At 71.8% G+C, this 25,100-nt stretch carries 20 protein-coding genes and 1 tRNA gene; 13 read left to right on the top strand and 8 right to left on the bottom strand.

Annotation, left to right across the window (positions count from 1 at the left end; translation table 11 throughout):
- Nucleotides 1–12 precede the first annotated feature (12 nt).
- Genes B1A86_RS00095 through B1A86_RS00120 form a run of 6 tightly spaced genes read right to left on the bottom strand, consistent with a single transcriptional unit; the run spans nt 13 to nt 8,111 of the window.
- The gene (locus B1A86_RS00095) at nt 13–2,058 is read right to left on the bottom strand and encodes a protein kinase (protein WP_138976826.1); all 2,046 of its coding nucleotides are present in this window, start codon (nt 2,056–2,058) and stop codon (nt 13–15) included.
- Nucleotides 2,055–3,500: a penicillin-binding protein 2 gene (locus B1A86_RS00100; protein ID WP_078026173.1), complete on the bottom strand. Its 1,446-nt coding sequence runs from the start codon at nt 3,498–3,500 to the stop codon at nt 2,055–2,057. Before B1A86_RS00100 ends, B1A86_RS00095 begins: the two co-directional genes overlap by 4 nt.
- On the bottom strand, nt 3,497–4,921 hold the full coding sequence (locus tag B1A86_RS00105; protein WP_060973821.1) for an FtsW/RodA/SpoVE family cell cycle protein: 1,425 nt from the start codon (nt 4,919–4,921) through the stop codon (nt 3,497–3,499). Before B1A86_RS00105 ends, B1A86_RS00100 begins: the two co-directional genes overlap by 4 nt.
- Nucleotides 4,918–6,633 (bottom strand): PP2C family serine/threonine-protein phosphatase, encoded by a 1,716-nt coding sequence (locus tag B1A86_RS00110; RefSeq protein WP_078026172.1) that lies wholly within the window; start codon nt 6,631–6,633, stop codon nt 4,918–4,920. The genes B1A86_RS00105 and B1A86_RS00110 overlap by 4 nt, the downstream gene beginning before the upstream one ends.
- Before the next feature lie 3 nt (nt 6,634–6,636).
- The gene (locus B1A86_RS00115) at nt 6,637–7,197 is read right to left on the bottom strand and encodes an FHA domain-containing protein (RefSeq protein ID WP_010079714.1); all 561 of its coding nucleotides are present in this window, start codon (nt 7,195–7,197) and stop codon (nt 6,637–6,639) included.
- Nucleotides 7,194–8,111 carry a DUF3662 and FHA domain-containing protein gene (locus tag B1A86_RS00120; protein ID WP_078026171.1) on the bottom strand — a complete coding sequence of 306 codons (918 nt, stop codon included), beginning with the start codon at nt 8,109–8,111 and terminating at the stop codon, nt 7,194–7,196. The genes B1A86_RS00115 and B1A86_RS00120 overlap by 4 nt, the downstream gene beginning before the upstream one ends.
- Nucleotides 8,112–8,361: 250 nt before the next feature.
- Between B1A86_RS00120 and B1A86_RS00125 the strand changes: the two genes are divergently transcribed.
- A tRNA-Leu gene (locus tag B1A86_RS00125) sits at nt 8,362–8,445 on the top strand.
- A gap of 174 nt (nt 8,446–8,619) precedes the next feature.
- Here the strand turns inward: B1A86_RS00125 and B1A86_RS00130 are convergent.
- Nucleotides 8,620–8,970, bottom strand: a complete 351-nt coding sequence (locus B1A86_RS00130) for a universal stress protein (RefSeq protein ID WP_017489351.1) — start codon at nt 8,968–8,970, stop codon at nt 8,620–8,622.
- Nucleotides 8,971–9,146: 176 nt separating this feature from the next.
- Here B1A86_RS00130 and B1A86_RS00135 point away from each other — a divergent pair, with 176 nt between their 5' ends.
- The 4 genes from B1A86_RS00135 to tctA all read left to right on the top strand — a co-directional run bounded on the left by B1A86_RS00135 (nt 9,147) and on the right by tctA (nt 12,218).
- Nucleotides 9,147–10,154 carry a tripartite tricarboxylate transporter substrate binding protein gene (locus B1A86_RS00135; protein ID WP_078026170.1) on the top strand — a complete coding sequence of 336 codons (1,008 nt, stop codon included), beginning with the start codon at nt 9,147–9,149 and terminating at the stop codon, nt 10,152–10,154.
- Nucleotides 10,151–10,414, top strand: coding sequence for a hypothetical protein (locus B1A86_RS11630; RefSeq protein WP_246836833.1), 264 nt, complete (start codon nt 10,151–10,153; stop codon nt 10,412–10,414). Before B1A86_RS00135 ends, B1A86_RS11630 begins: the two co-directional genes overlap by 4 nt.
- A gap of 69 nt (nt 10,415–10,483) precedes the next feature.
- Entirely contained in the window at nt 10,484–10,711 is a 228-nt protein-coding gene (locus B1A86_RS11635; RefSeq protein ID WP_256369583.1) for a tripartite tricarboxylate transporter TctB family protein, read from the top strand.
- Nucleotide 10,712: 1 nt separating this feature from the next.
- On the top strand, nt 10,713–12,218 hold the full coding sequence (tctA, locus tag B1A86_RS00145; RefSeq protein ID WP_078026169.1) for a tripartite tricarboxylate transporter permease TctA: 1,506 nt from the start codon (nt 10,713–10,715) through the stop codon (nt 12,216–12,218).
- A 111-nt stretch (nt 12,219–12,329) separates the two neighbouring features.
- Here tctA and B1A86_RS00150 read toward each other — a convergent pair whose 3' ends face one another.
- Entirely contained in the window at nt 12,330–13,295 is a 966-nt protein-coding gene (locus B1A86_RS00150) for a CoA ester lyase (RefSeq protein WP_078026168.1), read from the bottom strand.
- A gap of 344 nt (nt 13,296–13,639) precedes the next feature.
- Here B1A86_RS00150 and B1A86_RS00155 point away from each other — a divergent pair, with 344 nt between their 5' ends.
- From B1A86_RS00155 to B1A86_RS00195, 8 genes are all read left to right on the top strand, one after another.
- On the top strand, nt 13,640–14,920 hold the full coding sequence (locus B1A86_RS00155) for a Glu/Leu/Phe/Val dehydrogenase (protein WP_078026167.1): 1,281 nt from the start codon (nt 13,640–13,642) through the stop codon (nt 14,918–14,920).
- A gap of 295 nt (nt 14,921–15,215) precedes the next feature.
- The gene (locus tag B1A86_RS00160; protein WP_078026166.1) at nt 15,216–15,767 is read left to right on the top strand and encodes a YceI family protein; all 552 of its coding nucleotides are present in this window, start codon (nt 15,216–15,218) and stop codon (nt 15,765–15,767) included.
- A 106-nt stretch (nt 15,768–15,873) separates the two neighbouring features.
- Nucleotides 15,874–18,648, top strand: coding sequence for a DEAD/DEAH box helicase family protein (locus B1A86_RS00165; RefSeq protein ID WP_210411801.1), 2,775 nt, complete (start codon nt 15,874–15,876; stop codon nt 18,646–18,648).
- On the top strand, nt 18,645–19,934 hold the full coding sequence (locus B1A86_RS00175; RefSeq protein WP_052007078.1) for a restriction endonuclease subunit S: 1,290 nt from the start codon (nt 18,645–18,647) through the stop codon (nt 19,932–19,934). The genes B1A86_RS00165 and B1A86_RS00175 overlap by 4 nt, the downstream gene beginning before the upstream one ends.
- Nucleotides 19,935–20,019: 85 nt before the next feature.
- Nucleotides 20,020–21,735, top strand: a complete 1,716-nt coding sequence (locus B1A86_RS00180; RefSeq protein WP_036384185.1) for an ATP-binding protein — start codon at nt 20,020–20,022, stop codon at nt 21,733–21,735.
- The gene (locus B1A86_RS00185) at nt 21,732–23,228 is read left to right on the top strand and encodes a class I SAM-dependent DNA methyltransferase (RefSeq protein ID WP_036384173.1); all 1,497 of its coding nucleotides are present in this window, start codon (nt 21,732–21,734) and stop codon (nt 23,226–23,228) included. Before B1A86_RS00180 ends, B1A86_RS00185 begins: the two co-directional genes overlap by 4 nt.
- A gap of 41 nt (nt 23,229–23,269) precedes the next feature.
- On the top strand, nt 23,270–23,995 hold the full coding sequence (locus tag B1A86_RS00190) for a dienelactone hydrolase family protein (protein WP_036316518.1): 726 nt from the start codon (nt 23,270–23,272) through the stop codon (nt 23,993–23,995).
- A gap of 83 nt (nt 23,996–24,078) precedes the next feature.
- Entirely contained in the window at nt 24,079–24,984 is a 906-nt protein-coding gene (locus B1A86_RS00195) for a hypothetical protein (protein ID WP_078026164.1), read from the top strand.
- The last annotated feature ends 116 nt before the right edge of the window (nt 24,985–25,100 follow it).

Below are 25,100 nucleotides of genomic sequence, written 5' to 3' on the forward strand. Positions count from 1 at the left end.
CCCGCCCGCCGCTCAAGCGGAGGGCGTGGCGTCGGCGGACGAGGCCTCCGCACCACGCGCGTCAGCGGACGGGTCGGTGGTGGGCTCGCCCGTCGGCGCCGTGGACTCCCCGGAGGACTCCGTCGTCGGATCCCCCGTGGGTGTCGTCGGCTCCTCGGTCGGCTCCTGCGTGGGCTCCGGGTCGGCGGTGGCCGTCGGGGATTCGGCGGTGGGGGACGGGCTGGGCTCGTCCGAGGCCGACGGGCTCGGCTCGCTGCTCGGCTCCTCCGACGCGCTGGGCACCGGCTCCGAGGCGGGCTGGGAGGCCTCGCGGGTCGGCGCGGCGTCGGACCCGCCGGTGGCCACGATCAGCTGCACGTGCGTGTCGTAGCGGTGACGCTCGCCCTCGCCGGGCACCACGCGCACCACCTCGCCGTCGGCGCCGTCGGCGGACGGGTCGTCCACCCGGTCCACGGTGAAGCCGCGGTCGCGCAGCGTCTGGATCGCGCTGTCCACGGGCTGGCCCACGAGGCCCTCCGGGATGACGCCCTCCCCGGTGGAGACGGCCAGCGTGACGGTCTCACCGCGCTGCAGCGCCCCCACGGGGTTGATCTCCTCGACGGTGCCCTGCGGGCTCTGCGCGTCGCGGTCCTCCTCGCGCACCGCCAGGCCGAGGCCCTCGAGCTCGGCGCGCACCTCGCTCACGGGGCGACCCTTGTACGCCTCCGGGTCCACGTTCACGGACGACTCCTCCTGCGAGGTCGCCGGCGCCGAGCCGCCGTCGCCGCGGCCACCCGTGAGCAGCGGCCACAGCAGCGCCCCCAGCAGGGCGAACACCACGAGACCGAGCAGCGCCCACAGCGGCCAGGGGTTGGCGCGTCGCCGGCGGGCGGGCGCGGAGCCGCCCCCGGCGGGCGGGCCCGGGTCCACGACGTCGCCCGGGCGGGTCTGCTGGTCGCGCACGGCGGCGATCTCGTGGTCGCGCGTGCTCGCGCTCGCGGCGGCGCCGGCCGCGCCCACGGCCGCCGCACCGGCGGCGCCGGGGCCGCGGGCGGCGTCGTCGGTGCGGGGCTGGGCCGCGGTCACCGGCAGCGCCGCGGTGGCGGGAGAGCCGTCCGTCCGGATGCCCTCGGTGCGCGGGTGGGTGGTGCGCAGGCCGTCGTAGTCCAGGGGAGCGGTCTCGGCGCCCGAGGGGTCGGCCACGCCCTGCTCCTCGAGGAAGACGGCCAGGCCGGGCACGGCCTCCACGGCGCCGCGGGTGTCCTTGCGACGCAGCGCGTCGGCGGCCTCCGAGAGCGCGGTCGCATCCGAGGGCCGCTCCTTGGGGTCCTTCGAGAGCATGCACATGATCAGGGCGCGCACCGGGGCCGGGACGGTGTCCGGCAGGGGCGGCGGGGTGTCGTTGACCTGGGCGAGGGCGATCGCGATCTGGGACTCGCCCGTGAACGGGCGATGCCCGGCGAGGGCCTCGTAGCCGATGATGCCCAGCGAGTAGAGGTCGGAGGAGCCGGTGGCCTGCTGCCCCGTGGCCTGCTCGGGCGCGAGGTACTGGGCGGTGCCCATCACCTGGCCGGTGGCCGTGAGCGGGACCTGGTCCGCCAGGCGCGCGATGCCGAAGTCCGTCACCTTCACCCGGCCGGTGGGCGTGATCATGAGGTTGCCGGGCTTGACGTCGCGGTGCACGAGCCCCTGGGCGTGGGCCGCCGAGAGCGCGGCCGCCGTCTGCGCGATGATCCGCAGGGTCCGCTCGGGGGAGAGCACCTTCTCCTTCTCGAGGATGGAGGACAGCGGCTGGCCCGGCACGAGCTCCATGACGAGGTAGGCGGAGCCCTTCTCCTCGCCGTAGTCGTAGACGTTGGCGACGCCGGGGTGGTTCAGCAGCGCGGTGTGCTGGGCCTCCGCCCGGAAGCGGCGCAGGAAGTTGGGGTCACCTGTGTACTCCTCCTTGAGGATCTTCACGGCGGTGATCCGGCCCAGGACCTTGTCCCGGGCCTTCCACACCTCGCCCATGCCGCCGATCGCGATGCGATCGGTCAACTGGTACCTGCCGCCGAGGGTGATGCCCGATGTCGGCCTCATTCCGTGACCACCGCTTCCATGATTGCCTTCATGCCACTGACGATTGTCTGATGTCCAACCCCCGGCGGCTCGTCCTCCACCACGATCGTCACGGCCGCCCGGGGGTTCTCGCTCGCGTCGAAGCCGGTGATCCAGGAGTGCACGTTGCCCGTGTCCCCGACCTCGGCCGTGCCCGACTTCGCCGCGATCCGCACCGTGTCCGACTGCACGGATCCCAGGATGCCGTCCTCCACCGCCGAGACCATCATGTCCGAGACCTGCCCGGCCACCTCGGGGGTCGTGGCCCGGCCGCGCTCACGGGGGCTGAACTCCTGCACCGTGGTGAGGTCCGAACGGCGAACCGCCTTGATCAGCTGCGGCTCCATGACCACGCCGTCGTTCGCGATGCCGGCGGCCACCATGGCCATCTGCAGCGCGGTGGCCTGCACGTCCCGCTGGCCGATCGAGGACTGCGCCAGCGCGGCGTCGTCCAGGTCGGAGGGGAACACGGAGCCGGTCACGGGCAGCGGGTAGTCGAAGGAGTCGTTGAAGCCGAACCGCTCGGCGACCTCCCGGATCCGGTCCTGGCCCAGCTCGACGGCGGCCATGGCGAACGGCGTGTTGCAGGACTGCGCCAGCGCCCACGTGAGGGTCTGACGCCCCACGGTGTTGCACGGTGAGCCGTCGTAGTTGGGCAGCTCCGTGGTCGTGCCGGGCAGCGTCCACGCGGCGGGGATGTCCACCGTCCCGTCCGGGGTGTAGTCACCGGACTCGAGCATGGCCACCGCGTCGATCAGCTTGAACGTGGAGCCGGGGGACACGAGCTGCTCCGCGGCGCGGTTGCGGTACGCGCTGGCACCGGGGATCTGGTCGATCGCGGCCATGGCCGCCTGCGCCTCGGCCGGGCTGTGCGAGGAGAGCGCGTTGGAGTCGAAGCTCGGCTTCGACACCATGGCCAGGATCTCGCCTGTCGTCGGGTCCGTGACCACGGCGGAGGCGCGCACGCCGTCCGGGAGCGCGTCGTACGCCAGGCGCTGCAGCTCGGGGTCGATCGTCAGCTCCACCTGGTCGCCCTCAGGCGTGGCACCCGTGATGATCTCCATGGCGCGGTCCACGAACTGGGACGTGGGGGTGCCGGAGAGCTGCTCGTTCATGGCCGCCTCCAGCCCGTCGGTGCCGTAGGTGAGCGAATAGAAGCCCGTGAGCGGGGCGTACAGCTCGGGCTCGTGGTAGACGCGCTGGTAGTGGTACGCGTCGTCGGAGGGGACGGACTCGGCAATCGGCTCGCCGTCCACGAGGATCGGCCCGCGCGGGGCGCCGAACTCCAGGAACATCTGCCGCGAGTTCAGGGCGTGCGTCTTGAGCTGGTCCGCGGCCAGCACCTGGATGACGGACGCGGCCAGCGCGAGCACCAGGATCATGGCCGCCATGACGGTCCACGTGCGTCGGATCGCCTCGTTCACCGCTCCTCACCTCCTCCCGGGGGCACGGCCGCCGCCGGGAGCGCCGTGCCGGGGTCGAGGTGGCCGGCGCCGGGCCCGGACGCGTTGACCATCCCGTCCACGACCACGGGACGGCGGGCGGCGTTCGAGATGCGCAGCACGAGCCCCACGATGATCCAGTTGGCCAGCAGCGACGAGCCGCCGGCGGCGAGGAACGGCGTCGTGAGGCCGGTGAGCGGCAGCACGAGGGTCACGCCGCCCATCACCACGAACACCTGCCACGCCATGGTGAAGGCCAGGCCGGAGGCGAGCACCTTGCCGAACGCGTCGCGCACGCCGAGGGCGGCGCGCATCATGCGGGTGACGAGCAGGAGGTACAGGACGAGCACGGCGGCCAGGCCCACGAAGCCGAGCTCCTCGCCGATGGCCGTGAGGATCATGTCCGAGAAGGACAGCGGCACCTGGGTGGGGTTGCCCGCGCCCAGGCCGGTGCCCATCAGCCCGCCCGAGGCCATCGCGAACAGGCCCTGGACGACCTGGTAGGAGCCGCCGAAGTCGCGATGGTAGATCTCGGGGTCGAAGGCCCTCAGCCAGATCTCGAACCTGGCGGTCACGTGCGGCATGAACAGGAACGCCAGCGCCGCGCCGAAGGCGATCAGGCCCAGGCCGAGGAGGATCCAGGAGGCGCGGGACGTGGCGATGTAGAGCATCGCCATGAACATGCCGAAGAACAGCAGGGCCGAGCCCAGGTCGCGCTGGAACACGAGCACGCCGAGCGCCAGGAGCCAGCCGGCCAGCAACGGGCCGAGGTCCCGGGCTCGGGGGAAGGTCACCGGGCCCACACGGCGGCCGGCCAGCAGGATCAGGTCGCGGTTCGCGGAGAGGTAGCCGGCGAAGAAGATGGCCAGCGTGATCTTGGCGATCTCGCCGGGCTGGAAGGTGCCGAATCCGACGTCGATCCAGATCCGCGCCCCGTACATGCTCAGGCCCAGCCCGGGCACGAGCGGCAGGAGCAGCAGCACGCCGGACGCGGCGAGGAACAGGTAGGGCCAGCGCCGCAGCACCCGGTGGTCGCGCACCAGGAACACCAGGGCGGAGGCCACCAGGACGGCCAGGACGGACCACACGAGCTGCGAGGTGGGGTTGGCCATCGCGGCGTCCTGGCTCAGCCGGTGGATCATGGCCAGGCCCAGCCCGTTGAGCAGGGCGGTGATCGGCAGCATGAACGGGTCCGCGTAGGGGGCCCGCAGCCGCAGGACCACGTGCAGCACGAGGGTGGCGGCGCCGAAGATGCCCAGCGGCACCCAGGCGGTGGAGTCCAGCGGGGCATCCGTGCCGATCATGCCCAGCAGGTCCGCCCCCAGGGCGATGGTCAGGGCGGCCAGCAGCAGGACCAGTTCGATGTTCCGGCGCGGGCGTGCGGGGGAGATCACCTCGGTCACGGGGCCTCACCTCCCGTCGCGCTCGGGGACGACGCCGGGCTCGTCGGCGCGGTGGAGCCGGACGCGTCCGAGGGGCGGGCGGAGGACGACGACGGCGTCGTGCTCGGCCGGGCCCGCTCGGAGGGCTCACCGGCGGGGGCGGGGGCGTTCGGGTGCAGCGAGTCGCGCAGCTCGGCGACGATCTGCTCCGCGTGGTCCACGTCCCGGGCGGGCATGCCGGCGTTCACGCGGTCGCGTGCGTACGCGGGCAGCGCGTCCACCGGGAGGTCGGTCTGGCGGTCCACGTGGGACAGCTCGAGCGGGCCCAGCCGCTGGGAGACGCCCTTGAACACGGCGATCCGGCCGTCGTTGGCCCCCACGTAGTACTGCGTCTGGGTCCACAGGTAGCCCCACACGGCCACGGCCGCGAGGGTGAGGGCGAGCAGCGTGGTGAACACGGGGATGAACCAGCCGCGGCGGTACTGCACCGGGCGGTCGTCCTTTCCACGCCGCCGACGCGCGGCCCCGTCCTCGGGGCCGCCGGCGGGCCCGGAGGTCGCCGGGGCCGGGGTGGGGGCCGTGGCCGACGCCTCGGCGGCCTCGTCGGACGGCTGGTCGGCAGCGGTGGCGGCCGGTGTGGCGGCGGAGGAGGAGCCGACGGCGGCCGCGGTGCCGCGCGGCGCGGCGGGCGGGGCGGACGGGTCCGGGCGCGCGGCGACGTCGGGATCCGGCCCGTCCGTGAGGACGGCCGCGGTGCGCCGGGGACGGTTCTCCGGCACGGGCGTCTCGCCGAGCAGGGCAGCGGCGCGGCGGCGCGTGGAGCTGCGGGTGACCACGGGGATGCGATCGGTCCTCACAGCGTTGGAGGCCGCGCCGACGAGCAGGTGGGGTCGTGCGTCCAGGTCCTCGCGCAGCAGCAGGCCGGAGACCGGGCCGACCTCGGGCGGGTGGGCCGCGGCGAGGGCCTGCTCGGACAGGTGGACGTCCGGGACGGGGGCCAGCTCCTCCGCCGTGCCCTCCGCGATCTCGAACGCCACCACGGTGACGTTGTCCGGGGCGCCGCCCTTGAGGGTCAGGTCCACGAGGGTGTCGACGGCCTGGTTGAGAGCCTCCGAGTCCCGCAGCACCTCGTGGATCTTCTCGGGGGAGACCACGTCCGTGAGGCCGTCCGAGCAGAACAGCCAGCGCTCTCCGGGGGCGACGGGCACCTCGAACACGTCCAGCTCGGGGGAGGCGTCCACGTCGCCGAGCACGCGCATGAGCACGTTCTTGTTCGGATGGAACGGGGCCTCCCCGGCCTCGAGACGCCCCTCGTCCACGAGCTTCTGCACGAACGTGTGGTCCGTGGTGACCTGGGAGAACTCGCCGTTCGCGAGCCGGTAGGCACGGGAGTCGCCGATGTGCGCGATGTGCAGCGTGGTCCCCGCGAGCAGGGCGGCGGTGCACGTGGTGCCCATGCCGGCGAGCTTGGGGTTGGCGTGCACCAGCTCGTTGAGGATCAGGTTGGCGTTCTGGATCTCGTCCGGCAGCACCGTGGCCGGGTCCTCGTAGCCCACCGCATCCAGCGGGGCCAGGTCCAGCACCGTGGACGCGCTTGCCACGTCGCCGCCCACGTGCCCGCCCATGCCGTCCGCGAGCACGACCAGATGACGGCCCACGTAGGCGGAGTCGTCGTTCTTGGCACGGACGCGGCCGACGTCGGAGCGGGCGGCGTAGCGGAGGACGAGGGTCATGGGTCAGGCCTCGAGCTCCATGACGGTCTTGCCGATGCGGATGGCCGTGCCGGGGCCCACGGGCACCGCGCGGGTGACGGGGGCGCCGTTGACGTAGGTGCCGTTCGTGGAGCCGAGGTCCTCGAGGAACCAGCGGGTGCCCTGGGGGAACAGCCGGGCGTGGCGGCCGGAGGCGTAGTCGTCCACGAGCACCAGGTCGGCGTCCTGGGCGCGGCCCATCAGCAGGGGACGGCCCTCCAGGGCGATGGTCTGCCCGGCCTTCGGGCCCTCGACCACCCGCAGAGTCCGGGACAGCCGCGGGGCCGGCGTCGTCGGCGCGGACGCGGCGGGGGACGGCGTCGACGCGGGCGCGGGGCGGTCGACCGCGGACGAGCCCGCCCCGGCGGCCCCGGCCGCGGGCACCGCGGTGACCAGGCCGGCGTCGCGCTGGGCCTGCTGGAGGCGCGTCTTGTTCCGCCGGCCGACCACGAGGTCGCGGCCCTGCGCCATGACGATGGAGATGATCAGCACCCACAGGGCCAGCAGCAGGCCCATGCGGAGCACGGCGACGGCGAGCTCGCTCATGCGCGGCCCCCCGTCCCGCCGAAGAACAGCAGCTCGGTCTGGCCGACGGTCACCACGTCCCCGTCGCGCAGGGTGACGGAGCCGTCCACGCGGCGGCCGTTGACGAGCACGCCGTTGCGGCTGCCCAGGTCCAGGAGCGTGACCGTGGAGCCGACGGTGAGCAGGCGCAGGTGCTCGCGGGACACCGAGGAGTCCGGGATCACGAGGTCGGCACGCTCGGCCGAGCGGCCGAGGATCAGGTCGTCCCCGTCCAGGGGGAGCATGCGGCCGTCCAGCTCGAGTGCCGGGCCGGCGGGCTCGGTCACGGGGCGGCCCATCACGACGGTCGGCTGGTCGGCGTGGGAGGGGGCGGCGGGCGCGGCCGGGGCGGCGGCCCGGCGGGGCGCCGGACGGGGCCCGACGCGCGGGGCGGGGGAGGGCTCGCGGGGCGCGGCCGCCGGCGGGTCCTCGACCAGTCGGTCCGGCGCCGGGGCGGTGGCTCCCGGGCCGTGGGCGGTGGCGGGCGAGGCGCCGTCGTCGTGGGGGGCCGGGGCGGTGAGCGAGCCGTCGTCCAGGCGGGTGACCACGCGCAGGTCCCCGCCGCGCACGTCCGCGTCCGGGTGGAAGGCGACCCGGACCGTGCCGGGCAGTGCATAGCCCTGGGAGTCGGCGTGGCGGATGACCTCATCGCACAGCTCGCTGGCGAGGGTGGACCCCCACGAGCGGGCGCGCTCGAAGTCGGCGGGGGAGAAGTGGACCACGTAGCTGTTGGGCGCGACCGTGTGGCCCTCGGACAGCGCGATCGACTCGTCGTCCATCGCCTGTCGCAGGGCCGAGGCGATCTCCACCGGCTTGACCGCCCGCGGACCGCCGGCCGAGAAGGCCGAGCGCACGGCCCGCTCCAGGCCGCGTTCGAGGTTGTCCAGAAGTCCCACGACGGGGCCCCTTTCCACAGTTGTCCGTCCCGATACTACGGGCCGGGCTGGGAGACCGCCGAGAACAGCGGGATTCTGCGGGGTGGAGCGCGGGTGGGAGAGGTGCCGGAGGGGGCGAGCCACGGGCGTGGCGGGGACGCGGGGGTGGGCGTCGGGGTCGATTTGCACGCCCGGGCGGCCGGGGGTTAGAGTGTTCCTCGCTGCCTGTGACGGTCGCCGGATGTCCGGAGCCGAGATCAGGAAGCCGCTCGCGCGAGTGGCGGAATTGGTAGACGCGCTGGCTTCAGGTGCCAGTGTTCGCAAGAACGTGGGGGTTCAAGTCCCCCCTCGCGCACCGAGGACGAAGGCCCCGGAACCACACGGTTCCGGGGCCTTCGGCGTTCCCGGGCTGGTCCCACTCACCCGTTGGGGGCGGTTTCGGGCGGTATCCACGCCGAATACCGCCCGAAACCGCCCCCAAACGCCGCGGGGTGGGCCGGGCGCGGGGCCGCCCGCCCGACGTCGGCCCTCACGGCTTGACGCACACCACCGGGACGCGCGCCTCGAGGATGATCTGCTGCGCGGCCGATCCCAGCAGCAGCTTGCCCACGGGGGAGCGGTGCTTCACGCCCACCACGATCCGGCTCGCGCCCACGCGCTCGGCATGCTCGAGCAGGTCGCCGACGGCGTCCCGGCCGCGCTCCTGGGCGTGCGCCACGGACACGGCGACGCCGGCCTCGCGCGCCTCCGCCTCGTCCGGCTCGGTCCCGTCGAGGGAGAACCAGACCACGTCCTCTCCGCGCAGGGCCGCCTCGGCCAGAGCGGCCCGCCAGGCCGCGGCGCTCTCGGGGGTGCTGGTTCCGGTGCTGATGATCGTCATGGGGACCACTGTGCGTCATGGGCGCGGCCCCCGTCACCACCCGGACCGGTTGTCGTCGGTCACTCTGCGGACGCGGAGCGCACGCGGCCCCGCCGCGCTGTTACCGTGACCCCCACCACTCGCACCTGTCCCCGCCGCCACTCCCTGGCGGCGGGGTGTCTCTGTTAGGAACCGCCATGTCCTCCACCTCCCCCGACGGCCCCCCGCGCCGACGCACGGGGATCGGCCGGATCGTCTTCAGTGTGATCGCGGTGCTCACCGTGCTCGCGGCCTCCGCCTTCTCCATCCGCTCGGCCTCGGGAGGCAACGACATCCGCACCAACCTGACCCTCATCGCCCCCGCGGCCGCCGGCGGCGGCTGGGACTCGTTCCAGCGCGAGCTGCAGCAGACCATGCGCGTCAACGGGCTCGTGAACAACGTCCAGGTGGTCAACATCCCCGGCGCCGGTGGCACCATCGCCCTCGGTCAGCTGACCACGCTCGAGGACGCGAACAACCTCATGGTGGGCGGCACCGGCCAGATCGCTGCCCACGCGGCCCGTGGCACCGGCCCCGAGCTCTCCCAGGTCACCGCGGTCAGCCGCGTCGTCGAGGAGTACAGCCTCGTGGTGGTCCCGGCGGACTCGCCGTACCAGAGCATGGACGACCTGGTGACCGCCTGGCGCGCCGATCCCGCCCACGTGGCGTGGACCGGCGGCGGCTCCTTCGACCAGCTCGTCATGGCGGACATCGCCCGCACGGCCGACGTGCCGGTCGCGGACACCACCTACATCCCGTCCGACGGCGGCGGCGAGGCCATCCAGGCCCTGCTCAACGGCACCGCCCAGGCCTCCGCCGGCGGCTTCGCGGACATCTACCCGCAGGTCGAGGCCGGCCGACTGCGCGCCCTCGGCGTGGTGGCGGCCGAGCCACTGGCCGGTGTGGAGGAGATCCCGACCCTGCGCTCCCAGGGCTACGACGTCACGCTCACCAACTGGCGCGCCCTGTTCGCGCCACCGGGCATCTCCGCGGAGGAGCGCACCGAGCTCGAGGCCCTCATCGCCGAGGCGGTCGACACCCCCGAGTGGAAGGAGGCGGTGCAGCGCAACTACTGGAACCCCGTGCCCCTCTCCGGCACCGAACTCGAGGAGTTCATCGCCGCCGAGAAGGAGCGCATCGGCACGCTGACGGAGGAGATCAAGTGAGCCACGCATCCACCGTCCCCCCCGCCGCCGACGCCCCCTCCCGCTGGGGACGCGCCGCCGGGCTCTCCGGACTCGTCATGCCGGCCGTGCTGGCCGCGTTCAGCCTCTACCTGCTGCTGGGGTCCCTGACCATGGACACCGACGGCGCCGACTTCCCCGGCCCGGACTTCTTCCCGCTGATCCTCTCGGTCGCGGGCCTCGTGATCGCCGCCGCGCTCGCGGTGGAGGTCGTGCGCGTGCGCCAGGCCCCCGAGGGTTAGGCCGACGCGGACGGCGAGGTCGGCCAGGCGGCCGGCCCGCTGACCCTGTTCCACTCGGACTTCGGCGCGCTGGCCTGGTGCTTCCTCGGCTTCCTCGCGTTCGCCGTCCTGCTGCCCTGGCTGGGGTGGATCCTCGCCGGGGCGCTGCTGTTCTGGTGCATCACGCGCGCGTTCGGTGCCCCGCACCCCGTGTTCGACATCCTCGTCGCCCTGTTCGTCTCCTCGCTGGCCTACCTCGGCTTCGCGGTGGCCCTGGGCCTGACCCTGCCCTCGGGCATCCTGGGAGGTGGCTTCTGACATGGAGACCCTCGGACTCCTCATGGAGGGCTTCGCCGGAGCCCTCACCCCCATGAACCTGCTCTGGGTGGTGCTGGGCTGTCTGCTCGGCACCGCGGTCGGCGTGATGCCCGGCCTCGGCTCCTCGATGGCCGTGGCCCTGCTGCTGCCCATGACCTTCGCCCTCGATCCCACCGCCGCGTTCATCATGTTCTCCGGCGTGTACTTCGGCGGTCTCTTCGGCGACTCCACCATGGCCATCCTCATGAACACCCCCGGCCAGGCCTCGGCCATCGCCTCCACGTTCGAGGGGCACCGCATGGCCCAGGACGGCCGGGCGGCCCAGGCCCTGGCGACGGCGGCGCTCGGCGCCTTCATCGGCGGCATGGCGGCCTCGGTGTGCGTCGTGTTCCTCGCCCCCGTCCTGGCGGAGTTCTCCACGAGCTTCGGGCCCGCGGAGTACTTCGCGCTCGCGCTCTTCGCGTTCGTGGCCACCTCCTCGGTGGTCGCCGACTCGGTGCTGCGCGGCCTGGCCTCCCTGGTGCTGGGACTGGGCATCGCCGTCGTCGGGATCGATGCGGTGACCGGCACCGAGCGCTTCACGATGGGCTCGCCGCAGCTGTTCGACGGCATCCCGCTGGTGACCGTCACGGTGGCGATCCTCGCGCTCGGCGAGGTGTTCCACGTGGCCTCCCGGGTGCGCCGCGAGCACGAGGACCTGCGCATCCGCCGCACCGGCCGGCCGTGGCTCTCGGGCGCCGAGTTCCGCGAGGCCGCCCCTGCGTGGCTGCGCGGCACGGCGATCGGCCTGCCGTTCGGCATCGTGCCGGTGGGTGGCTCCGAGGTGCCGACGTTCCTGGCGTACTCGGTCAAGCGGCGCCTGGACCGACGCCGAGCGCATCCGCAGTTCGGCCGCGGCGCGATCCGCGGGCTGGCGGCCCCCGAGGCGGCGGGCAACTCGACCACCGGCATGGCGATGGGCGCCCTGCTTACGCTCGGCCTGCCCGTCTCCGCGACGGCGGCCATCATGCTGGCGGCGTTCCGCCAGTACGGGCTGCAGCCCGGCCCCCTGCTGTTCGACCGCAGCCCGGACCTCGTGTGGGCGCTGCTGGCGAGCTTCTTCATCGCGATGATCGTGCTGCTGGCGATCAACCTGCCGTTCGCGCAGCTGTGGGCCAAGCTCCTGCTCATCCCGAAGCACTACCTCTATGCGGGGATCACGCTGTTCTGCGGGCTGGGCATCTACGCCACCACGGGCGCGGTGTTCGACCTGCTGATGCTCCTGGGGATCGGCGTGCTGGGCTTCCTGATGCGGCGGTACGGCTACCCGCTGGCGCCGCTGATGATCGGCATGGTGCTCGGCCCGCTCGCGGAGACCAGCCTGCGCGACGCCCTGCTCAGCTCGGTGGGCGACCCGGCCGTGCTCGTCTCCACCCCCATCACGTGGGTGATCTACGGGATCCTGGCGATCGTGCTGGCGTTCTCGGTGCGGGCCGCCGTCGTGCGCCGGACGCGCCAGGACGTGTGAGCGGAGGCGGGATCCGCGCCCCCCGAGGCAACGCGGGTTGAGTTGTCACCGGTGTGCGGCCTCCGCACCCGTGACAACTCAACCCGCGTTTCTGGTGGGCGGCGGCCCCGCTCAGTAGTGGTACGTGTCCGACGGCGCCGTGATCGCGTTGTCCTGGTCCGGATACCGCGTGGAGTGCACCCCGAACGCGGCGGCCAGCCCGAGGATCTTCTCCGCGCGCGCCTTGCGGGGCAGGTCGGAGCCGTTGCGGATCTCGCCGCCGTCGGCCTCGAAGTCCGCGAGGAACTCGTGGGCCCACGCCAGCTCCTCCTGGGACGGGCTGAGTCCTTCGTTCACGGCCGCGCACTGCTCCGGCGCGAGGCACAGCTTGCCGGTCATGCCGAACTCCGCGGTCACCGCCGTCGCCTCGGCGAGCTTCACGCCGGTGGAGCCCACGGTGGGCCCGTCGATCGCGCCCGGCAGCCCCGTGGCCTTCGCCGCGATCGTGAACTGGGACCGCGTGTACGCCAGCGCCATCGGCGACTCGCCCAGGCCGGTGTCACGGCGGAAGTCGCCGATCCCGAAGGCCAGCCGGAACGTGCCCTTCGCGGCGGCGATCGAGTCGATCCGCTGCAGCCCGCGCGCCGTCTCCACGAGCGCCACGACGGGCACCCCGGGCAGCCGTCGGGCGGTCTCGTTCACGTGGTCCGTGGACTCCACCATCGCCAGCACGACGCCGGCCAGGCCGCCCTCGGAGACCGGCCCGCCCAGGTGCGCGGGCAGGGCCGCGGCGAGCGCCTCGACGTCCTGCTCCCACCACCGTGAGCCGTAGCCGTTGAGCCGCACCCAGCCGGTGTGCCCGGAGGTCAGCCAGGCGACGGCGTCCGCGCGGGCCTGGTCCTTGTCCTTGGGGGCCACGGCGTCCTCGATGTCGAGGATGACGATGTCCGCGGCCGAGTCCTCGGCGGGCTGGAACCGTTCGGGCTGGGCGGCGTTGACCAGCAGCCAGGAGCGGGCGAGCTCCGGGTCGATGCGCTGGCCGGGCACGGGCTGGAACGCGGGGGAGGGGGTGATCGCGGCGGGCAGGGTCACGGTCATGAGGGGCTCCTTCACGGGGCTGGGGCGTCGGGCCGAGGTCGCGGGCGGGGTGCCTTGCGCGGCGGACGGCCGGGGGACGGACCAGGTGGGCCCTGAGCGAGCGGCGTCGGTTCGACGCCGAAGGGCGCCGCGGGTGTGCGGCGCATCCACAGCACAGTACACGCCGCTGTGTCCGACGTCACCCGGGTGGGCGTGGATCTCGGCTCAGAAGGGGTGACGGGTGCGGGGGGAGCGCGTAGCGTTCATCGGGGTCCGGACGACGTCGGCCGCGCAATGGGGCGCGGCCCTCCGCGCGTCGGTCGGGCCGCGACACACCCCTGCCCACCGGACCACGAGGACGCTCAATGACGAGGATCCCCGCCGAGGACGAGGCCGTGACGGCGCCGTCCTCCCCACTCGACAACGCCCTGGCCCAGCTCTCCGCCGCCGTGAAGACGCTCGGCTACGACGAGGGCCTGCACCAGATGCTCGCCGCCCCCCGCCGCGAGATGGCCGTCTCCATCCCCCTGCGCCGCGACGACGGCTCCACCGAGGTGCTCCGCGGCTACCGCGTGCAGCACAACTTCTCCCGCGGCCCGGCCAAGGGCGGCGTGCGCTTCAGTCAGGACGTGGACCTGGACGAGGTCCGCGCGCTGGCCATGTGGATGACCTGGAAGTGCGCCCTGTTGGACGTGCCCTATGGCGGCGCCAAGGGCGGGGTGGCCATCGACCCCCGCCAGTACTCGAAGGCCGAGCTCGAGCGCGTCACCCGCCGCTACACCTCCGAGATCCAGCCGATCATCGGCCCCGAGGTGGACATCCCCGCCCCGGACGTGGGCACGGACGAGCAGACCATGGCCTGGATGATGGACACCTACTCGGTGAACGTCGGCCACACCACGCTCGGCGTGGTCACCGGCAAGCCCGTCTCGCTCGGCGGCTCGCTGGGCCGCGCCTCCGCCACCTCGGCGGGCGTGGTCCACGTGGCGCTCGCCGCGCTCGAGCACCTCGGCATCGAGCCGTCGCAGGCGACGGCGGCGGTCCAGGGCTTCGGCAAGGTCGGCGCCGGCACGGTCGAGCTGCTCGAGGCGGCCGGCGTGAAGGTCGTGGCCGTGTCGGACCAGTACGGCGCCGTGCGCGACGACGAGGGCCTGCACTACGACGCCCTGCAGAGGCAGCTCTGGGACACCGGCTCCGTGAAGGACACCCCCGGCACCGCGTCCATGGACGCGGACGAGCTGCTCGAGATGGACGTGGACCTCGTGGTCCCGGCCGCCGTGCAGTCCGTGCTGACCGAGGACAACGCCCCGCGCGTGCGCGCCCGGCTGGTCGTGGAGGGCGCCAACGGCCCCACCACGGGCGAGGCCGACCGCATCCTCTCCGAGAAGGGCGTCCTGGTCGTCCCGGACATCCTGGCCAACGCCGGCGGCGTGATCGTCTCCTACTTCGAGTGGGTCCAGGCGAACCAGGCCTACTGGTGGAGCCGCGAGGAGGTGGACGAGCGCCTGAAGCGGCGCATGGTCGCCGCGTGGCAGGCCGTGCTGGCCACCTCCGAGAGCCGCCGCGTGAGCCTGCGCGAGGCCGCCACCCTGACCGCCGTCCAGCGCGTGGCCGAGGCCCACCGCACCCGCGGCCTCTACCCGTGACGGGGGGCGGCCCCGCCGCCTGACCCCGTCCGGCCGCCCGAGCGCGGCCCCGCTGCCCGACCGCGGGCCGGCGGCCCGGAACCCCCGGAGGTTCCGGGCCGTCGTCGTGGGCGGACTCGTCCCTGATGTGCCCCCGGCCCGTGACGTCCGTCTCTATTTCGAATTTTGACGATCGAGCGTGGACGGACCGCCCGGATGATGTTTGAATTTGAAACAAGTTCGGAGGCCGAGGCGCCGCCCGCCGTGGCGGCCCACCCCGGACACACCAGACAGACCCGCTGAAAAGGAGCACCCCATGCACGCCATCACCCCCGGAACCTGGAACCTGGACCCCGCGCACTCGGACGTCGACTTCGTCGTCCGCCACGCCGGCATCTCCAAGGTCCGCGGCACCTTCCACGCCGTGGAGGGCCAGCTCGTCATCGCCGAGGAGTTCACCCAGTCCTCCGTCGAAGTGACCGTCGACGTCGCCTCCATCAGCACCAAGAACGAGGGCCGCGACGCCCACCTGCGCTCCGCCGATTTCTTCGACGTGGAGCAGTTCCCCACCATGACCTTCCGCTCCACCGAGGTCCGCGGCGAGCCCGAGGAGTTCACCCTGGTCGGCGAGCTGACGCTGCACGGCGTCACCCGGACCGTGGAGCTTGAGGCCGAGTTCGGCGGCCAGGACAAGGATCCCTTCGGCGCGACCCGCGTGGGCTTCGAGGCCACCGGCGAGATCTCCCGCAAGGACTTCGGTCTGACCTGGAACGCCGCCACCGAGGCCGGCGGCGTCCTGGTCTCGGACAAGGTGAAGCTCGAGATCGGCGCCGCCTTCGTGCTGTCCGAGGCCGACGCCCAGGCCTGAGCCCGAGCACCGCACAGGTCGCTGTGCACCCGTCTGAATGAGACGCATCCCCCGGACCGGGCCCCTCGATGAGGGGCCCGGTCTGCTCACGCTATTCTCAGCTTTCATGGACACACCTTCGGATGCCGCCAGGGTCGCCGCCGAGGAGCGGGCCAGGGCTCTCATCGACGAGCAGTTCCGGCGCGCTGGTTGGTCCGTGCAGGACGGCGCTCAGAAGAACCTCATGGCGTCGGCGGGCGTCGCCGTTCGCGAGGTGACCATGCGGGCCGGCCACGGACGTGTCGACTACCTGCTGTACGTCGATCGCCGCCCAGTCGGCGTGATCGAGGCCAAGCCGGTGGGGACGACGCTGGCCGGAGTGGAGTGGCAGTCCGGCATGTACGCCGACGGCCTGCCGGATGACGCACTCAAGCGGGCGGTCGTGGTCGACGGCCGCCTGCCGTTCGTCTTCGAGTCCACGGGGTCCGAGTCATACCTGACCAATGGATACGATCCGAACCCGCGCGCGCGACGGGTCTTCTCGATCCCCCGGCCGGAGTACTTCTCTCAGCTGATGCGGGACGCGGAGGCCGACCCGGACGCGCCGACCTGGCGCGGCAAGGTGCGCGCCATGCCGCCCCTGCAGACGGAGGGCCTGCGCCCGGCGCAGATCGACGCCGTCCGCGGGCTGGAGCGGTCTCTGGCAGAGCAGCGGCATGATCGTTCACTGATCCAGATGGCCACCGGCGCCGGCAAGACGTTCACGGCCATCACGGCGGCGTACCGACTGCTCGCGCACGGCGGGTTCCGCCGCATCCTGTTCCTGGTGGACCGCAACAACCTGGCGGACCAGACACTGGCGGAGTTCGAGAACTACCGCCTGCCGGGTGACGGCCGGCGGTTCACCGAGGTCTACCCGGTGGACAAGCTGCGTCGCGCGGGGATGAGGGACTCCGCCAACGTGGTGATCTCCACGATCCAGCGGGTGTACGCGGGGTTGCAGGGCAAGGAGGTGCCGGACTCGGACGATCCGATGCTGGACGAGTTCGTCCCGGACCGCCCGGTGACCGTGGACTACAGCGCAGACCTTCCCCCGGAGTCCTTCGACCTGGTGATCGTGGATGAGGCGCACCGGTCGATCTACGGCGTGTGGCGGGGCGTGCTGGAGTACTTCGACGCCCACGTGGTGGGGCTGACGGCCACCCCGGGGAAGCAGACGCTCGGCTTCTTCCGCCAGAACCTCGTCTCCGAGTACACCTACCCCCAGTCGGTCGCCGACGGCGTGAACGTGGACTTCGACCTCTACCGGATCCGAACTCAGATCTCGGAGGAGGGGTCGACCATCGAGGCCGGGACGGTGGTTCCGGTGCAGGACAAGTCGACTCGGATCGAGCGCTTCGAGACGCTCGACGAGGACCTCGACTACACGCGCACGCAGCTGGACCGCGCGGTCGTGTCCACGAACCAGATCCGCCTGGTCCTGGAGGTGTTCCGGGATCGGCTGTTCACGGAGATCTTCCCGGGACGCACCGAGGTGCCCAAGACGCTGATCTTCGCCAAGGACGACAACCACGCGGAGAGCATCGTCCGCACGGTCCGCGAGGTGTTCGGCAGGGGCAACGAGTTCGCGGCCAAGATCACCTACAGCGCCCGAGACCCCAAGGGCCAGTTGCAGGCGTTCAGGAACTCGCCGGCCCTGCGTGTGGCCGTGACGGTGGACATGATCGCCACCGGCACGGACGTGAAGCCGCTGGAGTGCGTGCTGTTCATGCGCGATGTCCGCTCGGCCCAATACTTCGAGCAGATGAAGGGCCGTGGCGCCCGCACCATCCCGGATGCCGACTTCCAGGCGGTGACGCCGGACGCCGCGACGAAGACGCGGTTCGTGATCGTGGACGCCGTCGGCGTGACCGAGCACGACTTCGTGGACCCGCCGCTCAACCGCCAGAAGGCCGTCCCACTGAAGAAGCTCCTGGAGAAGGCCGCGTCACTGACGATCACCGAGGACGAAGCCGCCACCTTGGCCTCGCGGCTGGCCAAGCTCGAACTGGAGCTCTCCGACTCCGAGCGGCAGGAGCTGGACGACGTGGCCGGCGGCTCCGTCCGTCAGATGGTGAAGGACCTCGTGGCAGCCGTGGACGCCGATGAGCAGGCGTCGGTGCGTGCGGAGGCCGCCGCCCGGGGTGAGGACGAAGACAGGGCGCTCGAGGAGCACATCGAGCGGGCCGTGACACCCTTGGCCGCGAATCCGGACCTGCGGATGCGCATCCTCGAGCTGCGCCGGGCGCATGATCGTGTGATCGACGAGGTGAGTGCCGATGTGCTCCTCGACGCCTACGGCGTGGTGGATGCGGACAAAGCCCGTTCCGTGGTCGAGTCCTGGTCCGCCTACCTGGAAGAGCACCGTGATGAGATCACGGCGGTGCAGGTGATGTTCGAGGCGGGTGAGGGGCGGCTGCAGTACGCGCAGGTGGCCGAGCTCGCCGAACGGATCAAGCGCCCGCCGTATTCGTGGACGCCCGAGATCCTCTGGAAGGCGTACGAGTCCCTCGACGCCGGCCGGGTGCGGAGGAGCGATCACCACACCCTCACGGATCTCGTCTCCCTGCTGCGGTTCGCCACGGGCACCGATGACGAGCTCGTGCCCTTCGCCGACCGCGTGCGGGAGAACTACGCCGGCTGGCTGCTGGCCCAGGAGCAGGCCGGAGCCGAGTTCTCCGACACGCAGCGGTGGTGGCTGGACCGGATGGTGGAGGTGATCGGCGCGTCCGCCGAGCTGACCGTGGACGATCTGGAGGGCGCGCCCTTCACCGACCGCGGGGGCATCGACGGTGCCGTCCGCGACCTCGGCCCGCGGGCAGGGTTGCTGATCGAGGAACTGAACGAGGAGTTGACGGCGTGACGGGGCAGTGGGAGTGGACGACGCTCCGGGAGGTTCTCGTCCCGCAGCCGAACAAGAAGCCGTTGCAACAGGGCTGGAGTCCGAAGTGCATCCCCTCTCCGTCGCCCGACTCCGAGACGTGGGGCGTCTTGAAGACCACTGCGATTCAACCGGGCCGATTCGACGAGACACAGAACAAGGAGCTCCCAGCGACTCTTGCGCCCCGCCCGGCGATCGAAGTGCAGCAAGGTGACCTGTTGATGACGTGCGCGGGCCCGCGATCTCGCTGCGGCATTCCTGCCCTGGTGCGATCGACTCGCCCGCGGCTCATGATGTCCGGCAAGATGTACCGCTTCCGCCCGGTGGAGGGTGTGGACTCTGCCTTTCTTGAGAAGTGGTTGCTCTCTGCTGAGGCACAGGCGCGGATTGACGCGATGAAGACGGGGATCAGCGATAGCGGCCTGAACCTGACTCAGGATCGGTTCCTCGCGCTTCCTGTCCCTATGCCGGGCATGGAGGAGCAACGTCGGATCGTGGACATCGTCGAGGAGCACTTCGCGCGGCTCGACGTTGCTGAGGGGTCTTTAGATGTGGCTGACAAGCGCTTGGAAGGTTTGGTAGAGAGTGCAATTCAGTTATGCCTGGACTGGGGCAGTGTGCGGCAGGTTGAATTGAGAAGTCTCCTTGCGGAGCCCCTTGCGAATGGCCGCTCGGTTCCTACGCGGGAGGATGGATTCCCTGTAATTCGATTGACCGCGATTCGCGACGGGTGGGTTGACCCATTGCAGAGAAAGGGAGGTGACTGGAGTCGAAACGACGCCAAGAAGTGGCTGATTCGTCCGGGTGACTTTCTGCTGTCGCGCGGTAACGGTTCTTTGGGCCTTGTCGGACGAGGGGGGCTTGTTCTGGATGATCCTGGTGAGGTTGCATTTCCCGACACCATTGTTCGCCTTCGCCCGAATAGAGAGAAGATCGATCTGGACTACCTTTCCATGTTGTGGAACTCGCGATTAGTTCGTCGACAAATTGAGTCCAGGGTCAGGACTACCGCGGGGATCTACAAGATCAATCAAGAAGCGCTCAAGTCCATCGAGATTCCCGTGCCCAGTCTTGAAGTCCAGGGCCGCCTGGCATCCTCAATCGGAGGAGTTCGCTTGGCGGGACGACGCATTGCAGGCGTGGTGGAAGCCGAGCGGCGGCGCACCGCGGCCCTCCGCCGCGCGATCCTCACCGCTGCCTTCGCCGGCCGCCTGAGCGGACGCTCGACGGACACGGAGGTCATCGAGGAGCTGGTGGCGTCGAGGTGAGTCGCCCGCTGCTGCTCACGGCGCGTCGTCATTGCAGTCGTCATTGCACGTATCATTGCAACGTTGCAATGAGGGAGGGGTGTTGATGCTCGACGAGGTCCTCGCGCAGCTCCGCAGCACGGGTTCGGAGACCGCGCTGATCGAGGTCAAGTCTGCCGCAGGGGGGTGTCCGAGGTCGGTGCGCGAGACCCTCAGCGCCTTCGCCAACGCCCGTGGCGGCGTCGTCGTACTCGGCCTGGACGACTCCACCTTCGAGCCCACGGGCGCCGATGCGCCCGCCCTCCGGGACGCGCTGGCAGGGATGGCCGCGGATGACATGACGCCCCCCGTGCGAGGAGTCATCAGCATCGAGAACGCGGAGGGCGGCCACCAGGTGGTGGTCATGGAGGTCCCCGAGTTCGCCCCTGACCAGAAGCCCTGCTACATCACCGCCGCCGGCCGCTACCAGGGCTCCTACACCCGGAGCGACGAGGGTGACCGGCGCCTGACGGCCTATGAGATCGACCGGCTCATCGAAGGCCAGGGGCAGCCGCAGCATGACCGCGAACCGGTGCACGGAGCCACGGCGGATGACCTGCGGCCGGACCTCGTGGAGGCCCTCACCGGCCGACTGCGGACCGTTCAGCCGCGCGCCTTCGGCTCCCTGACGGATCAGGAGTGCCTGCGGCGGGCCAACGTCCTCGTCGACGCAGACGGGGTCCTCGTCCCCACTCTCGCCGGGCTGCTGGCGTGCGGCGAATACCCCCAGGGATTCTTCCCCCAGCTCAGCATCTCCGTCGTGGTCCTCCCCGGAACGACGTTCGGCGACACCGGGCCGCACGGCGAGCGCTTCGTGGACAACCGCACGTGCGAGGGGCCCCTCGTGGACATGATCGCGGATGCCCGCGACGTGCTCGTCCGGCACATGTCCCGGGCCTCCGTCATCGACGGGACAGGCAGGGCGGACCGCCTCGAATACCCACTCGAGGTGATCCGCGAGCTGCTCGTCAACGCCGTGATGCACCGGGACTACTCGGCGGGGGCCCGGGGGACCCAAGTGCAGGTGGAGCTCTACCCCGACCGCCTCGTGGTGCGGAGCCCGGGCGGCTTCTTCGGCCCCGTGGACCCGTCTTCCTTCGGCGAGCCGGACGTCTCCTCCTCCCGGAACAGCGTCCTGGCACGGCTCCTCTCCGACCTGCCGGGCTCCGACGGCAGGATGATCGCCGAGAACCGCGGATCCGGAATCCCGACCGTGCTGAAGGTGCTCGAGGCCGCCGGCATGGTCCCGCCCGAGTTCCACAGCACGCTGACGCGAGTCGAGGTGGACGTGGCCCACGACTCCCTCCTCACGGCGGAGACCCACGAATGGATTCAGGGGCTGGGCCAGGACGGACTGACGCAGTGGCAGATCCAGGCACTCGCCCTGGCCCGCAGCGGGCGGACCGTGCGGAACCAGACGCTGCAGGGATGGGGCGCCCATCAGGCGGACGCCACGCGGGAGCTGTCCGACCTCGTGCGGCGCGGGCTCACCGTCAAGCTGGGCGACCGCCGGGGTGCCAGGTACACGCTGAACCCCGACTACGTGCCGCCGGCCGCCGAGACGGGTGCGGGAGGGCTGAGCGAGCGGCAGCAGGCCATCCTCCGTGCCCTTGCCGACGGCCCCATGAAGGCCACGGAGGTGGGTGACGCCGTCGGCACCTCCTACCGGACCGCCATGAACGCGCTGAACGACCTCATCGAGGCCGGGCTGGTCGAACCCACCGCCCCGCCCCGCAGCAGAAGACGCCGCTACCGGCTCACCCCCCAGGAGGAAACCGCATGACCGTCGACGCCCGCCGCCTGGTGGACAAGCTCTGGTCCTACGTCCACGTCCTGCGGGACGACGGCGTGGGCGTGCTGGACTACACCGAACAGCTCACCTACCTGCTGTTCCTCAAGATGGCCCACGAGCGCGCCACCCGCCCGCTCAAGCCGGAGCAGGTGCTGCCGGAGCAGTACTCGTGGCAGCGCCTCATGGATGCGCGCGGACAGGACCTCGAAGCGGTCTACACCGGCATGCTCCAGGGGCTCTCCCGTGAGCCCGGTGTCGTCGGCACCATCTTCCGGAAGGCGCAGAACCGCATCCAGGACCCGGCCAAGCTCCGCAGGATCATCGTGGACCTCATCGGCGCACAGCAGTGGTCCCAGTCCGGCACGGACCTCAACGGCGACGCCTACGAGGCCATCCTCGCGCGCAGCGCGTCCGACGGAAGCTCCGGTGCCGGCCAGTACTTCACCCCCCGTGCTCTCATCGAGGCGATCGTGGACGCGGTGGACCCCACGGTGGAGGACACCGTGGTGGACCCGGCCGCCGGCACCGGCGGATTCCTCCTCGTGGCGCATGACCACGCCTCCCGGGAGGCGAGTTCCATGACGCCCACCCAGCGGGAGAAGCTGAGGGACGACTTCGTCCACGGCTACGAGCTGGTGGACGCCACCGCGCGGCTCGCCGCGATGAACCTCCTGCTCCACGGCATGGGCCGCTATGACGGAGACTCGCTGATCGACGTCCGGGACTCCCTGACGTCCGCGCCCAGCCGCCGCTGGTCCGTGGTCCTCTCCAACCCGCCTTTCGGGCGCAAGTCCTCCATGACCGTGGTGGGCGACGACGGCCGTGAGGTGCGGGAGGACCGCGAGATCGTCCGCCAGGACTTCGTGGCCACCACCAGCAACAAGCAGCTGAACTTCGTCCAGCACATCATGACGATCCTGGACGTGAATGGGCGGGCCGCCGTCGTGCTCCCTGACAACGTGCTGTTCGAAGGCGGTGCCGGCGAGGTGATCCGACGCAAGCTCCTCACGGACTTCCACCTCCACACGCTCCTGCGCCTGCCCACGGGCATCTTCTACGCCCAGGGCGTCAAGGCGAACGTGATCTTCTTCGACAAGAAGCCGGCCCGTCCCGGCGAGGTCTGGACCGATGCGATGGCCGTGTACGACCTCCGGACCAACAAGCACTTCACCCTCAAGCAGAGCCCCCTCCGCAGAGCCGACCTGGATGAGTTCGTGTCCGGATACCGGCGTCCGGAGGCGCAGGTCGGGGAACGGTGGAAGACCTTCACCTACGACGAGCTCATCGCCCGCGACAAGGCCAACCTGGACATCACGTGGCTGCGCGACGAGACCCTCGAGGACATGGACAACCTGCCGTCCCCGGACGTTCTGGCCCGGGAGATCGTCGAGGACCTCACCGCAGCTCTCGCCGAGTTCGAAGCCGTGGCCGTCTCGCTGGAGGAGCAGCTCTCGTCAGCGGACGGAACGCAGGAGGACCGCTGACCCCTCGCAGAGGGGCCCGGTCCGCTCGTAGTGTGGGGCCCATGATGGCTTCGAAGACCCCGCACCAGAACGTCACGTTCGACCTGCCCACCAAGGACGCCGGCCAGGACGGCGACCGGACGGGCCACGGCTACCTCGCGCTGCCCGCCTCCGGGAAGGGCCCCGGCGTGATCGTGATCCAGGAGTGGTGGGGCCTGGTGGACCACATCAAGGATGTGTGCGACCGCCTCGCCGACCTCGGCTTCGTCGCGCTCGCCCCCGACCTCTACGGAGGCTGGATCGCCCACGACGGCGACGAGGCCGGCGAGATGATGCAGAATCTGCCCGCCGAGGAGGGCGCCCGCCAGCTCGCCGGTGCCGTCGACTGGCTCCTGGCCCGGGACGAGGTGACCTCGCAGACCGTGGGCGCGATCGGCTTCTGCATGGGCGGCGGCTTCGTGCTCGCCCTCGCGGCCCAGCAGGGGGACAAGGTCTCCGCCGCCGTGCCCTTCTACGGCGTGGGCCAGGGCGTGCCCGGTGACTTCTCCGGCGTCACCGCCGCCGTCCAGGGCCACTACGCCGAGCAGGACGACTCCTTCCCCGTCGAGGACGCGCGGAGGCAGGAGCAGCAGATCCGCGAGGAGTCCGGGGCCGACGTCGAGTACTTCTACTACGACGCCCCGCACGCCTTCCACAACGACGAGAACCCCCAGGGCAACTACCGGCCCGAGGCCGCCGCCCTCGCCTGGGACCGCGCGGTCTCCTTCCTGAAGGAGAAGGTCCGCTGAGCGGCTCCCGTGGCGGCCGGGGCGGGAAGTCCCGCGCGAGCAGGGGCGGCCCCGCCCGGTCCACCCGCTCCGGCGGGCGTGGCGTGGCCAAGGGCGTGAAGCCCGCGGGCCGCGCCGGGGGCGAGGGCCGGCGTCGTCCCGCGCCCGCGCCGCCGGCCGACCTGCCCGTCCCGCCCGAGACCCTCTTCCTGGCCACCATCCCCGGGGCCACGCCGTCCACGTGGGTGGAGCGGTTCACCACGCGTCAGCGCACGGTGCAGCTCGTCAACCACGACGACGCGGCCCAGCTGGCCCACCTCGCCCACGACGACGCCGGTCAGCCCCGCCACTTCCTGCCGCAGCTGGGCTACGTGCGGCGCCGGCGCGACGTGTCCGCCGAGGAGTTCCTGCGCGCCGGCGACGTCGACCCGCGGCACGTGCACCTCGTGGGCGTCTACTCCGAGCTGCCGGTGGTGTGCGTGGGCAGGGACCACCTGCTCGCCGCGTGGGACGTGGACGCGGACGGCCCGGTGCCGCCCGCCGAGCTCGACCCGGACGAGGAGCTGGATCCCGCCCGCTTCGCCCCGGCCCCCAGCCCGGAGCCGATGGACGCCGCCGAGCTGCCCGGCGCGGGCGAGCGGATGGCCCTGGAGATCGCCGCGTCCGGCGCCGGCCACGTCGTGCTGCCGATGTCCGTGGCCCGCATGTTCGGCCGCAAGGACGTGATCGTGCTGCCGCTGGCCTCCACCCTCGACGACACCGTGGGCCTGTCCCGCGCCGACCGCGAGGCCGCCGCCACGCGGTCCGCGCTCGCGGACGAGCAGGCGCGGGCCGAGGCGGAGGCGGGCGCCGCCGTCGTCGACGGGGCGGATCCCGCGGGCCACGGCGACGACGACGCCCGCCACCCCGTCTGGGACGTCGCCCTGGCCTGGCTCAAGGCGGCCGACTCGGAGCTCGTGCAGGCGTTCGTGGGGGTGGCGCGCGGGCGGCGGGGCGCCAGCTCGCGCTGAGGGCGGGCGCCCGGACGTCGGGGCACGGATCGGGGGCGAGGTCATCAGCCGGACGCGCCGGGACGCGCCCCGGCGGGCCTGCCTATGCTCGGAATGACCCGCATCACACCAAGGAG

This window comes from Micrococcus sp. KBS0714 (assembly GCF_002008305.4).
GTDB lineage: Bacteria > Actinomycetota > Actinomycetes > Actinomycetales > Micrococcaceae > Micrococcus > Micrococcus luteus.

What these genes read in the sequence shown, in the direction of transcription:
- B1A86_RS00095 (WP_138976826.1), bottom strand. Translation starts at nt 2,058, where the DNA reads ATGAGGCCGACATCGGGCATCACCCTCGGCGGCAGGTACCAGTTGACC.
- B1A86_RS00185 (WP_036384173.1), top strand. Translation starts at nt 21,732, where the DNA reads ATGACCGTCGACGCCCGCCGCCTGGTGGACAAGCTCTGGTCCTACGTC.
- B1A86_RS00165 (WP_210411801.1), top strand. Translation starts at nt 15,874, where the DNA reads ATGGACACACCTTCGGATGCCGCCAGGGTCGCCGCCGAGGAGCGGGCC.
- B1A86_RS00155 (WP_078026167.1), top strand. Translation starts at nt 13,640, where the DNA reads ATGACGAGGATCCCCGCCGAGGACGAGGCCGTGACGGCGCCGTCCTCC.
- tctA (WP_078026169.1), top strand. Translation starts at nt 10,713, where the DNA reads ATGGAGACCCTCGGACTCCTCATGGAGGGCTTCGCCGGAGCCCTCACC.
- B1A86_RS00110 (WP_078026172.1), bottom strand. Translation starts at nt 6,633, where the DNA reads ATGACCCTCGTCCTCCGCTACGCCGCCCGCTCCGACGTCGGCCGCGTC.
- B1A86_RS00130 (WP_017489351.1), bottom strand. Translation starts at nt 8,970, where the DNA reads ATGACGATCATCAGCACCGGAACCAGCACCCCCGAGAGCGCCGCGGCC.
- B1A86_RS00160 (WP_078026166.1), top strand. Translation starts at nt 15,216, where the DNA reads ATGCACGCCATCACCCCCGGAACCTGGAACCTGGACCCCGCGCACTCG.
- B1A86_RS00135 (WP_078026170.1), top strand. Translation starts at nt 9,147, where the DNA reads ATGTCCTCCACCTCCCCCGACGGCCCCCCGCGCCGACGCACGGGGATC.
- B1A86_RS00150 (WP_078026168.1), bottom strand. Translation starts at nt 13,295, where the DNA reads ATGACCGTGACCCTGCCCGCCGCGATCACCCCCTCCCCCGCGTTCCAG.
- B1A86_RS00180 (WP_036384185.1), top strand. Translation starts at nt 20,020, where the DNA reads ATGCTCGACGAGGTCCTCGCGCAGCTCCGCAGCACGGGTTCGGAGACC.
- B1A86_RS00115 (WP_010079714.1), bottom strand. Translation starts at nt 7,197, where the DNA reads ATGAGCGAGCTCGCCGTCGCCGTGCTCCGCATGGGCCTGCTGCTGGCC.
- B1A86_RS00190 (WP_036316518.1), top strand. Translation starts at nt 23,270, where the DNA reads ATGATGGCTTCGAAGACCCCGCACCAGAACGTCACGTTCGACCTGCCC.